This window comes from Streptomyces sp. NPDC097129, assembly GCF_055668065.1.
Map to the genome: position 1 here is coordinate 320,465 of NZ_JBVOQE010000001.1, position 11,236 is coordinate 331,700.

The 11,236-nt window shown below is 69.9% G+C and carries 11 protein-coding genes; 4 read left to right on the forward strand and 7 right to left on the reverse strand.

The features are described 5' to 3' along the window. Positions 1-78: 78 nt before the first annotated feature. Positions 79-699 (reverse strand): aa3-type cytochrome oxidase subunit III, encoded by a 621-nt coding sequence (ctaE, locus tag AC0B9F_RS01460; protein WP_471998171.1) that lies wholly within the window; start codon positions 697-699, stop codon positions 79-81. Between the two features lie 179 nt (positions 700-878). Between ctaE and AC0B9F_RS01465 the strand changes: the two genes are divergently transcribed. Continuing rightward, entirely contained in the window at positions 879-1,280 is a 402-nt protein-coding gene (locus AC0B9F_RS01465) for a response regulator (RefSeq protein ID WP_363267111.1), read from the forward strand. 111 nt (positions 1,281-1,391) lie between these two features. On the opposite strand, the gene AC0B9F_RS01470 is transcribed toward AC0B9F_RS01465, so the two are convergent. The 4 genes from AC0B9F_RS01470 to ctaC all read right to left on the reverse strand — a co-directional run bounded on the left by AC0B9F_RS01470 (position 1,392) and on the right by ctaC (position 5,891). After that, positions 1,392-2,648, reverse strand: a complete 1,257-nt coding sequence (locus tag AC0B9F_RS01470) for a L,D-transpeptidase (protein ID WP_471998172.1) — start codon at positions 2,646-2,648, stop codon at positions 1,392-1,394. A 152-nt stretch (positions 2,649-2,800) separates the two neighbouring features. Then, the gene (locus AC0B9F_RS01475) at positions 2,801-3,199 is read right to left on the reverse strand and encodes a cytochrome c oxidase subunit 4 (RefSeq protein ID WP_471998173.1); all 399 of its coding nucleotides are present in this window, start codon (positions 3,197-3,199) and stop codon (positions 2,801-2,803) included. Further along, positions 3,196-4,935, reverse strand: coding sequence for an aa3-type cytochrome oxidase subunit I (gene ctaD, locus AC0B9F_RS01480; protein WP_471998174.1), 1,740 nt, complete (start codon positions 4,933-4,935; stop codon positions 3,196-3,198). Before ctaD ends, AC0B9F_RS01475 begins: the two co-directional genes overlap by 4 nt. After that, a complete protein-coding gene (ctaC, locus tag AC0B9F_RS01485; protein WP_471998175.1) occupies positions 4,932-5,891 on the reverse strand; it encodes an aa3-type cytochrome oxidase subunit II in 960 nt (319 codons plus the stop codon). Before ctaC ends, ctaD begins: the two co-directional genes overlap by 4 nt. 282 nt (positions 5,892-6,173) lie before the next feature. Here ctaC and AC0B9F_RS01490 point away from each other — a divergent pair, with 282 nt between their 5' ends. Further along, positions 6,174-7,550, forward strand: coding sequence for an aminotransferase class V-fold PLP-dependent enzyme (locus AC0B9F_RS01490; protein ID WP_471998176.1), 1,377 nt, complete (start codon positions 6,174-6,176; stop codon positions 7,548-7,550). Between the two features lie 114 nt (positions 7,551-7,664). Here the strand turns inward: AC0B9F_RS01490 and AC0B9F_RS01495 are convergent, their stop codons facing one another. Next, positions 7,665-8,639, reverse strand: coding sequence for a carbohydrate kinase family protein (locus tag AC0B9F_RS01495; RefSeq protein WP_471998177.1), 975 nt, complete (start codon positions 8,637-8,639; stop codon positions 7,665-7,667). 130 nt (positions 8,640-8,769) lie between these two features. Here AC0B9F_RS01495 and AC0B9F_RS01500 point away from each other — a divergent pair, with 130 nt between their 5' ends. Continuing rightward, positions 8,770-8,979 carry a hypothetical protein gene (locus tag AC0B9F_RS01500; protein ID WP_471998178.1) on the forward strand — a complete coding sequence of 70 codons (210 nt, stop codon included), beginning with the start codon at positions 8,770-8,772 and terminating at the stop codon, positions 8,977-8,979. A 235-nt stretch (positions 8,980-9,214) separates the two neighbouring features. Continuing rightward, entirely contained in the window at positions 9,215-10,777 is a 1,563-nt protein-coding gene (locus tag AC0B9F_RS01505; RefSeq protein ID WP_471998179.1) for a hypothetical protein, read from the forward strand. A gap of 94 nt (positions 10,778-10,871) precedes the next feature. On the opposite strand, the gene AC0B9F_RS01510 is transcribed toward AC0B9F_RS01505, so the two are convergent. Next, the gene (locus tag AC0B9F_RS01510) at positions 10,872-11,228 is read right to left on the reverse strand and encodes a HesB/IscA family protein (RefSeq protein ID WP_471998180.1); all 357 of its coding nucleotides are present in this window, start codon (positions 11,226-11,228) and stop codon (positions 10,872-10,874) included. Between the last annotated feature and the right edge of the window lie 8 nt (positions 11,229-11,236).

Consider the following 11,236-nt stretch of genomic DNA (forward strand, 5'->3'; position numbering starts at 1 on the left):
GGATTACCCCGGTGTCAGGATCTTCAGCGTCGATGCTTCTGGGTGTGCGTTGCGAGAACGCGCGCGGATCTTCTCCGGCTACTTGATCAGGTAGATCGTGGCGAAGAGGCCGATCCAGACGACATCGACGAAGTGCCAGTAGTAGGACACGACGATGGCGGCGGTCGCCTGCTCGTGCGTGAACCTCTTGGCCGCGTAGGTACGGCCGAGGACCAGCAGGAAGGCGATGAGGCCACCCGTCACGTGCAGGCCGTGGAAACCGGTGGTCAGGTAGAACACCGATCCGTACGGGTCCGAGGACAGCGAGATGCCGTCCTTCTTCACCAGGTCGGTGTACTCGTAGATCTGACCACCGATGAAGATCGCACCCATCATGAAGGTGACGATGAACCAGCCCCGGAGCTTCTTCACATCACCGCGCTCGGCCGCGAACACGCCGAGCTGGCAGGTGAGGGAGGAGAGCACCAGGATCGTGGTGTTCGTCGCGGAGAAGGGCACGTTCAGGGCATGCGCCATCTCCTTCCAATGATCGGCACCCGTCACCGAACGCAGGGTGAAGTACATCGCGAAGAGGGCCGCGAAGAACATCAGCTCGGAACTCAGCCAGATGATGGTTCCGACGCTGGTGAGGTTCGGCCGATTGACCGACGGGTGCGCGTGCCCGGTATCTACTGTCGTTGCTGTCGCCACGACCGACATTATGTCGGTCCCTTATCCCGCCCTCACTCCGGGGGGTGCCGTTCGGAGTGTTCCCCATGTGTGTACTGCCCGTATGGCCCATCGCAGAGGTGTTCCAACCGGTGTTGACGGGCCGCGCGAAGGAGTAGCATCCGCCGCAACGGGCTTGATCTCTACGACGCCGACGTCCCGGAGGAACCATGCGGCCGACCGCCACGGTGCTGGTCTACAGCGACGACTCCAACACGCGGGAGCAGGTGCGGCTCGCGACCGGACGGCGGCCCGCGCCGGACGCCCCGGTGGTGGAGTTCATCGAGTGCGCGACGCCCGAGGCGGTCCTGCGGGAGATGGACAAGGGCGGCATCGACGCCTGCGTGCTGGACGGTGAGGCCGTGCCGATGGGCGGCATGGGGATGTGCCGGCAGCTCAAGGACGAGATCTTCCAGTGCCCGCCGGTGCTGGTGCTCATCGCACGGCCGCAGGACGCCTGGCTGGCGACGTGGAGCCGGGCGGATGCGGCGGTGGCGCTGCCGGTGGAACCGGTGGAGTTCGCGTCGGCGTTGGCGTCCTTGCTGCGGCAGGAGCGGTTGCAGAGCGCCTAGGAGTTCGGGGCGCGAGGTGGTTGCGCGGGTGCGGGCCGTGCGCGCCCACGCGGCGGAGCCGCATGTCGATGCAGCCCCGCGCCCCTTGGGTCCGCTGCCGCCCGGGTGGGTCTAGAGGCTCTGTGGGCTCAGCCGGGCCTGCTCCTGACTGATCGTGTTGGTCTTGGCGCCGGTGACGGCGCTGCCCGTGCGCCATTTCTTCCAGTCCAGGTTCCAGTCGCCGAAGCCGTTGCCGAAGGGTTCCATCGTCTCGCCGCCCGAGTTCACGACCTGAACGACGTCGCCCTCGCGGACGTGGTCGAAGAACCACTCGGCGTTGGCGGTGGACATCCCGGTGCAGCCGTGGGAGACGTTGGCGTAGCCCTGCGAGCCGACGGACCAGGGGGCGGCGTGGACGTACTCGCCGCTCCAGGTGACCCGGGTGGCGTAGTAGACCGGCAGGTCGTAGGAGTCCGCGCTGCCCTCGGCGATGCCGATGGTGGTGCCGCGCATCCGTACGAAGTACTCCTTGCCGAGCACGACCTTGACGCCGTTACGGGTGTCGAAGCCGGGCTTGCCGGTGGTGACGGGGAACTGTTCGACCTCCTCACCGTTCTTGTAGTACGTCAGCGTGTGCGCCGCGGCGTCCGTGACGGCGATGACCCGGTCGCCGGTGGAGAGCTTCAGGGGGGCGGACTTGCCGCCCCAGAGGCGGTCGCCGACCTTGATGCCGTCCAGGTTGCTGCGCACCTCGATGGTGGCGTGGGCGGGCCAGTACTCCTCGGGCCGGTAGTGGAGCTGCTTGTCGTCGACCCAGTACCAGGAGCCCTGCACCGCGGGGGTGGAGGTCACCTTCAGGGCGCGTTCGACGACGGCCCGCTGGTTCTTGTCCTTGATGGGCTGGCTCAGCTCGGCGGTGACGGGCTGTCCGACGCCGTAGGTGCCGGCCTTGGGGCCGAACTTCACCGTGAGTGTCTTCTTCGACGTGGGCTTGCCGGTGTCGAAGGTGAGGACCTTGCGCCCGGGGGCGCCGTCGTCGTCCTCGGTGCTCACCCGGACCGTGTAGTGGGCGCCTGCGGCCAGCGGCTCGGTGCTGTGCCAGCGGGTGCCGTCGGCGGAGAGTTCGCCCGCCACGAAGCGCCCTGTGGCGTCCATGGCGGTGACGTCCGTGATCCGGTCGTCGTCCTCGGCGGTGACTTCCAGGGGCTTGTCCGGGTCGGCCTTCTTCCCGTCCCCTGAGGGGCCGTTGAAGGCGATCTGGTCGGCCGCGTCGTAGGGGCGGCCGGCGAGCGGGTTGCCGCCCGAGCCGCAGGCGGTGGCGGCCGCGCTCAGGGCGATCACCAGCAGCGTGCAGCCGACGGCTGTGCGGGGGCGGGAAGGCGTGCTCATGACTTCACGCTAGGAAGCTTCGTCAATGGCGGCGCGCGGTGTCACTCCCCCGAGTGAACGGGATTACGGCGAACGGCCTTGGGAACCGCCGCGAACGCGTGAGCCCGGACGCTCCGTGAGGAGTGTCCGGGCTCAGCGGTGTTCAGCGCGTGTTACTGGGTGCGGCTCTCACCGCGGTAGTACTCGAAGACCCAGCCCCAGATGCCGATGAGGATGATCGGGGCGGCGAAGTACAGCAGCCACCAGCCGACCGCGATACCGAGGAAGGCGATCGCGCCGCCGACGCCCAGGGCGAGCGGCTGCCAGCTGTGCGGGCTGAAGAAGCCCAGCTCGCCCGCGTCGTCCGCGACGTCGGCCTCCTTGTTGTCCTGCGCACCGGTGTCGACCCGCTTGGCCGTGAAGCCGAGGTAGAAGCCGATCATGATGGACAGGCCGAAGGCCAGGAAGAGCGCCGTGGTACCGGCCGGCTCCTTCGACCACACGCCATAGACACATGCCATGACGAGGATGAAGACGGCCAGCCAGATGAACATCTTGCCCTGGATCTTCACTTGCCGGCCTCCTTGCCGCCCGCGATGGCCTTCTCACCGTGGCCGGCGTGCGCCAGCTGGTCGAGCTCGGCGATCTCCGGGTGGTGCAGGTCGAACGCCGGGGATTCGCTGCGGATCCGCGGCAGGGTGAGGAAGTTGTGGCGCGGCGGCGGGCAGGAGGTGGCCCACTCCAGGGAGCGGCCGTAGCCCCACGGGTCGTCGACGCCGACCGGCTTGCCGTACTTGGCCGTCTTCCACACGTTGTAGAGGAACGGCAGGATCGACAGGCCGAGCACGAAGGACGCGATGGTCGAGATCGTGTTCAGGGCGGTGAAGCCGTCCGCGGCCAGGTAGTCGGCGTAACGGCGCGGCATGCCCTCGGCGCCCAGCCAGTGCTGGACCAGGAACGTGCCGTGGAAGCCGACGAACAGCAGCCAGAAGGTGATCTTGCCGAGGCGCTCGTCGAGCATCTTGCCGGTCATCTTCGGCCACCAGAAGTGGAAGCCGGAGAACATCGCGAAGACGACGGTGCCGAAGACGACGTAGTGGAAGTGCGCCACCACGAAGTACGAGTCGGACACGTGGAAGTCCATCGGCGGCGCGGCCAGGATGACACCGGTCAGACCACCGAAGGTGAAGGTGATCAGGAAGCCGGTCGCCCACAGCATCGGCGTCTCGAAGGACAGGCTGCCCTTCCACATCGTGCCGATCCAGTTGAAGAACTTCACACCGGTCGGGACGGCGATCAGGAAGGTCATGAAGGAGAAGAACGGCAGCAGCACACCGCCGGTGACGTACATGTGGTGCGCCCACACCGTCACGGACAGGCCGGCGATCGCGACGGTGGCCGCGATCAGACCCATGTAGCCGAACATCGGCTTACGCGAGAAGACCGGGATGACTTCGGAGATGATGCCGAAGAACGGTAGGGCGATGATGTACACCTCTGGGTGTCCGAAGAACCAGAAGAGGTGTTGCCACAGCAATGCGCCGCCGTTGGTGGCGTCGAACACGTGGGCGCCGAACTTGCGGTCCGCCTCCAGGGCGAACAGCGCGGCCGCGAGGACCGGGAAGGCCAGCAGGACCAGGACACCGGTCAGCAGCACGTTCCACACGAAGATCGGCATGCGGAACATCGTCATGCCCGGAGCGCGCATGCAGATGATCGTGGTGATGAAGTTGACCGAGCCGAGGATGGTGCCGAAGCCGGAGAAGGCCAGACCCATGATCCACATGTCGGCGCCGATGCCCGGCGAGCGGACCGCGTCCGACAGCGGGGAGTAGGCGAACCAGCCGAAGTCGGCCGCACCCTGCGGGGTGAGGAAGCCACCCACGGCGATCGTCGAGCCGAACAGGTACAGCCAGTAGGCGAACATGTTCAGCCGCGGGAAGGCGACGTCGGGGGCACCGATCTGCAGCGGCATGATCCAGTTGGCGAAGCCCGCGAACAGCGGCGTCGCGAACATCAGCAGCATGATCGTGCCGTGCATCGTGAACGCCTGGTTGAACTGCTCGTTCGACATGATCTGCAGACCCGGACGGGCCAGCTCGGCGCGCATGAGCAGAGCCATGACGCCACCGATGCAGAAGAACGCGAACGACGTGACCAGGTACAGCGTTCCGATGGTCTTGTGGTCGGTGGTGGTGAGCCACTTGACCACGACGTTGCCGGGCTGCTTGCGCCGCACCGGCAGCTCGTCCTCGTAATACGGCTTGTCGGCCGCCGAGGCACCCTGGGGTTCGTTGACGATGCTCACAGGACGTTCGACTCCCGGTTCTTCTCATGCCCCGTCTGCGCGATGCCGGCGGGAACGTAACCGGTCTGCCCCTTCTTGACGAGGTCCTTCAGGTGCTGCTCGTAGCGCTCGGGAGAGACGACCTTCACGTTGAACAGCATCCGGGAGTGGTCGACGCCGCAGAGCTCGGCGCACTTGCCCCGGAAGGTGCCCTCCGCGTTGGGGGTCACCTGGAACGCGTTGGTGTGGCCCGGGATCACGTCCTGCTTCATCAGGAACGGCACCACCCAGAACGAGTGGATGACGTCACGCGAGGTGAGGACGAACCGGACCGTCTTGCCCTTGGGGAGCCACAGCGTCGGGCCCGGGTTGTTGGTCTGCGGGTTCCGGGTCGCCGGGGTGCCGCAGTCGTAGACGCCGCCGGCGTTGGCCGGGAACGCCTTGGTGAACCGCTCCGGAATCGCGTTCAGTTCCGGGGCGGTCTTCGCGTCACCGGAGGAACCGCTGACGCTCTCGATGTAGTTGAAGCACCAGCTCCACTGGAAGCCGACCACGTTGACCGTGACGTCGGGCTTCTTGTCGAGGCTGAGCAGCTTCGACTCGTCACGGGCCGTGAAGTAGAACAGCACCGAGACGATGAGGATCGGAACGACCGTGTACAGGGCCTCGATGGGGAGGTTGTACCGGGTCTGCGGAGGAACCTCGATCTTGGTCCGGCTGCGCCGGTGGAAGAACGCACTCCACAGAATCAGACCCCACACCAGCACGCCAACGGCGAGCGCGGCAGCCCAGGAGCCCTGCCACAGGGAGAGGATCCGCGGAGCCTCTTCCGTGGTCGGGGTGGGCATACCAAGGCGGGGGAAGTCCTTGTATGTGCAACCGGTTGCGGTCGCCAGGACCAGGCCCGCGGTCAGTGCCTGCAGCAGCTTCCGCCGCATCGGGCGCCGCGGCGAGCGGTCGGAGCCGTTGGGACTCACGTAGCGCCTTCCCGAGAGTCTCGCCCGCGCTGTTCGGCTGCGGCCTTCTCGCTGGTCGGTCGCCGCCCTGCGTCGGGCAGGGGTTTGGATGTTTATGCGGACCAAACCCTAGCCGACGCTCTCCGAGGGTTCGCGGGGAGGGGGGCCTAGTGAAGGGGGTGGTTCGCTGGTTTGGCGGCTGCGGGTCTCGTCGCGGCTTGTCGCGCCCCGCGGCGGAGCCGCCATGCGCACAGTCCCGCGCCCCTGGAGTGGGCTGTTCCGCCGGGGTTTTAACGTTGACGTATGGGCTACTTTGACGCGGCTTCCGCTGTCCCTCTTCATCCCGTTGCTCGTCAGGCGCTGTTGGCCTCTTTGGATGAGGGGTGGGCTGATCCTGCTCGGCTGTACCGGGAGGGACGCAAGGCGCGGATGCTGCTGGACGCCTCGCGGGAGGCGGCTGCCGAGGTCGTGGGGTGCCGGGCCGATGAGCTGGTGTTCACCTCGTCGGGGACGCGGGCCGTCCACACGGGTGTCGCGGGAACGCTGGCCGGGCGGCGGCGCGTCGGACGTCACCTGATCGTGTCCGCCGTCGAACACTCCTCTGTCCTCCATTCGGCCGAGAGGCACCGGGCGGACGGGGGCACGGTGACCGAGGTGCCCGTGGACCGGGGCGGCCGGGTGGACCCTTCGGCGTACGCCGCGGCCCTGCGGGAGGACACCGCGCTGGCCTGTCTGCAGGCGGCCAACCACGAGGTGGGGACCGTGCAGCCGCTCGCGGAGGTGGCGGGGGCGTGCCGGGCGGCCGGCGTGCCGTTGCTGGTGGACGCGGCCCAGTCGCTGGCGTGGGGGCCCGTCGAGGGTGACTGGTCGCTGCTGGCGGCGAGCGCGCACAAGTGGGGCGGGCCGTCCGGGGTCGGGCTGCTCGCCGTGCGCAAGGGCGTGCGGTTCGCGGCGCAAGGACCGGTGGACGAGCGGGAGTCGGGGCGGGCGGCCGGCTTCGAGAACATCCCGGCGGTCGTGGCGGCGGCGGCCTCCCTGCGGGCCGTGCGCGCCGAGGCGGCCCAGGAGGCGGTACGGCTGCGGGAGCTGACGCGGCGGATCCGGGCGGCGGTGCCGCGGCTGGTGCCGGACGTGGAGGTGGTCGGCGCCGCGGAGCGGCGGCTGCCGCACATCGTCACCTTCTCCTGTCTCTATGTCGACGGTGAGGCGCTGCTGCACGCCCTGGACCGGGAGGGTTTCTCCGTCTCGTCCGGTTCGTCCTGTACGTCGAGCACGCTGACGCCGAGCCATGTCCTGAAGGCGATGGGCGTGCTGAGCGAGGGCAACGTCCGCGTGTCGCTGCCGCCGGGCACTCCCGAGGAGGACGTCGAGCGGTTCCTTCGGGTGCTGCCCCAGGCGGTGGCGGGCGTACGGGAACAGCTCGGGGCGCCGCCGGCCGCGGCCGTGGTGAGCGGGGACGAACGGGTCGTGGACGCCCTCGGCAAGCGCTGCCCCCTCCCGGTGATCGAGCTGGCCAAGGTCATCGGCACGGTGCCGGTGGGCGGCACGGTCCGCGTCCTGTCGGACGACGAGGCGGCCCGCCTGGACATCCCGGCGTGGTGCGAGATGCGGGAGCAGGAGTACCTGGGAGAGGAGGCAGCGCACAAGGGGACGGCATATCTGGTGCGCCGGGTGACCTGAAGGGGGTCCGGGGGCGCGGCCCCCGAAGGGGCGCGGGGAACGGCGCGACCAGCCCCCGCGGACCCACAGTCGGCGACGACGCGAACTGGGCAGACGAGCAGCCGCCCGCCCAGGTCATCCCAGGTGCTTCTTGACCTCCGCCGCCGCCTCGTCGCCGTACGCCTTGGTGAACCGCTCCATGAAGTGCCCGCGCCGCAGCTGGTACTCCTGCGTGCCGACCGTCTCGATGACGAGGGTCGCCAGCATGCAGCCCACCTGCGCCGCCCGCTCCAGGGACACGCCCCACACCAGGCCCGACAGGAACCCGGCGCGGAACGCGTCGCCGACACCGGTCGGGTCGGCCTTGCGCTCCTCGTCGGGGCAGCCGACCTCGATCGCGTCCTCGCCGGCCTTCTCGATGCGCACGCCGCGCGCGCCGAGCGTGGTCACGCGGTGGCCGACCCGGGAGAGGATCTCCTCGTCGCTCCAGCCGGTCTTGCTCTCGATGAGGCCCTTCTCGTACTCGTTGGAGAACAGGTACGTCGCGCCGTCCAGCAGTATCCGGATCTCGTCGCCGCTCATCCGGGCGATCTGCTGGGAGAAGTCGGCCGCGAAGGGGATCGCGCGGGAGCGGCACTCCTCCGTGTGGCGCAGCATTCCCTCGGGGTCGTCGGCGCCGATGAGGACCAGGTCGAGGCCGCCGACGCGGTCGGCGACGGTCTTCAGCTCGATGAGGCGGGCCTCGCTCATGGCGCCGGTGTAGAAGGAGCCGATCTGGTTGTGGTCGGCGTCGGTGGTGCACACGAAGCGGGCGGTGTGCAGGGTCTCGGAGATGCGGACGGAGTCGGTGTCGACGCCGTGCCGGTCCAGCCAGGCGCGGTACTCGTCGAAGTCGGCCCCGGCGGCGCCGACGAGGACGGGCCGGGTGCCGAGCTGGCCCATGCCGAAGGCGATGTTCGCGCCGACCCCGCCGCGCCGTACGTCCAGCTGGTCGACCAGGAAGGAGAGGGAGACCGTGTGCAGCTGGTCCGCGACCAACTGGTCGGCGAAGCGGCCGGGGAAGGTCATGAGGTGGTCGGTGGCGATGGAGCCGGTGACTGCGATGCGCACGGCGTGGACGCTCCTGTGTGGAGGGGGAATGACAGTTCACGCTACCCGCTCGGGGGCCGGCTGCGCAGCGGACGAAACTACCCGATAGTAGATCTTTCCCGGCGGGCCGGCCGGTGCCTACGGTTCCGCTATGACGAACCTCGAGTCCCCCCGGACCGCGCCCGCCGACCCGGAGGGCGGCCTGGCCTCGCTGATCGGCGACAGCGCCCGGATGGCACCGCACTGGGCGGCTCCCGAGCGGGCCGCGTCCCATCCCGTGCCGCCCTCGCACATCCACGGCGTGCGGGTTCCGGACACCTCCGCCCGGCTGCTGGAGGCGATGTCCGACTACGGCGACTGACAGCGCGCGGGCCCGCCACCGGTTCGGCGTAGGGCGCCACCGGTTCGGCGTACGGCGCCACCGGTTCGGCGTACGGCGCCACCGGTTCGGCGGACGAAGGGGAACCGTACGCTCCCCCGCTGCGTCCCATCGCTGTCCCCCAGGAAGGGGACGGGCGGTACGACCCCGAAGCAGGCCGCTTTGACAGGGCCTGGTCAGGGTTGAGGGACAGCTGTGCAGCCGAAGGAGCGATGCGGTGAACACCGAGCGACCCGACAACGACGACGCGCCGAGCGGGCCCGAGGAGCACGGGACCGCCGGTGAGCGGGGCGCCGCGCGGCGGCGCTCTCCGCTGGCCGTGGCCTCTGTGGCGGCCGCCGTGCTGCTGGTCGGGGGCGGCGGGGCGTACATGGCGGCGCACGCCGCAGGCGACTCGCAGGGGGGCGGCGCGTCCGGCGAGAACGGCTCGCCGACGCCCCTGGCGCTCGACGACTACGCGGCCGGGACGGGTTCGGGCTCCCCGGCTCCCGGCGGGACGAACGGGATCGCGCCCGGCGAGCCGAACCCGTACGGCGTGACCTACCGGGCCGGCGGCAAGCTGCCGGCGGGGCCCGACTCGGCGCCGGCGTACCGGGCGAGGGGCGAGGTGTCCCGCGAGGACGTGGCCCGGCTGGCGAAGGCGCTCGGTGTCGAGGGGGCGCCGGTGGCCGAGGGCCAGACCTGGCGGATCGGCACCGGCAAGGACGGCGCCGGGCCGATGCTGCAGGTGAACCGGCAGGCGCCGGGGACGTGGACGTTCGCCCGGTTCGCGCCGGGCACCGACAACTGCAAGGGCGAGGTGTGCGCCCCGTCCCCGGCCGATCCCCCCGGGGAGCCGGTGAGCGTGGCGGCGGCCGAGAAGGCGGCCGCGCCCGTGCTGAAAGCGGTGGGCCAGGACGACGCGAAGCTGGACGCGAGCCAGGTGATGGGCGCCCGCCGGGTGGTGAACGCCGACCCGGAGATCGGCGGGCTGCCCACCTACGGCTGGACGACGGGGGTGATCGTCGACGCGCACGGGCAGGTGGCCGGCGGCAGCGGGATGCTGCGGACGCCGGTCAAGGCCGACACGTATCCCGTGCTGAGCGCTGAGCGGACGCTGGCGCTGATGAACGCGGCGCCGGGGACGAGCACCGAGCACCGGATGGGCATCGGCGGCTGCGCCAGCCCGGTGCCGCTGAAGGACCGGCTGGAGTCACCCTGCGGCCGGTCCCCGGGCGACGGGCAGCGCCAGGTGATCACCGTACGGAAGGCGGTGTTCGGGCTGGCCACGCACTACTCCGCCGGGCGGCAGGTGCTGGTCCCGTCATGGCTGTTCGAGGTACGGCCGCCGGGCGCCAAGGACGACTTCACGGTGACGTATCCGGCGCTCGACCCGAAGTACCTGACCTCGGCCCGGCCGTCGACGCCGCCCTCGGCGCCGCCCGGTGAGCCGACCGGGCGGCCCAGCCCCCGGCCGACGGGGCCCGGCCACGGCTCGGCGCCGGCGCCGCACGGCGTGCAGGCGGACAGCTACACGGCCGAGGGCAGGGAGCTGACCGTGACGTTCACGGGCGGGGTGTGCGCGTCGTACGACGTGACGGCTTCGGAGAGCGCCGACCGGGTCACGGTGACGGTGACCGCGCATCCGGGGAAGGAAAAGATCTGCCCCATGATCGCGAAGTTCTACCACCGCACGGTGCAGCTGAAGGAGCCGCTGGGCGACCGCAGGGTGGTCGGGCCGGACGGCCGGGGCATTCCGCTGCAGAAGCCGGGGGCGCGGCTGCCGGCCGACCCGCGGTAGCCGGACACCGGTACACGGAAGGCGGTACACGGAAGGCGGCGACCCCCGGGCAGGGGGTCGCCGCCTTTCGCTGTGTCAGCTGTGCGGGCGCGGCTCAGCTGAAGGAGTCACCGCAGGCGCAGGAGCCGGTGGCGTTCGGGTTGTCGATCGTGAAGCCCTGCTTCTCGATGGTGTCGACGAAGTCGATGGTGGCGCCGCCGAGGTACGGAGCGCTCATCCGGTCGGTGACGACCTTGACCCCGCCGAAGTCCTTCAACACGTCGCCGTCGAGGGACCGCTCGTCGAAGAAGAGCTGGTAGCGCAGGCCGGAGCAGCCGCCGGGCTGGACGGCGACACGCAGCGCGAGGTCGTCGCGGCCTTCCTGGTCGAGCAGGGCCTTGACCTTGGACGCGGCGGCGTCGGTCAGGACGATGCCGTCGGTCACGGTGCTGGTCTCGTCCGATACGGACATCTACATCT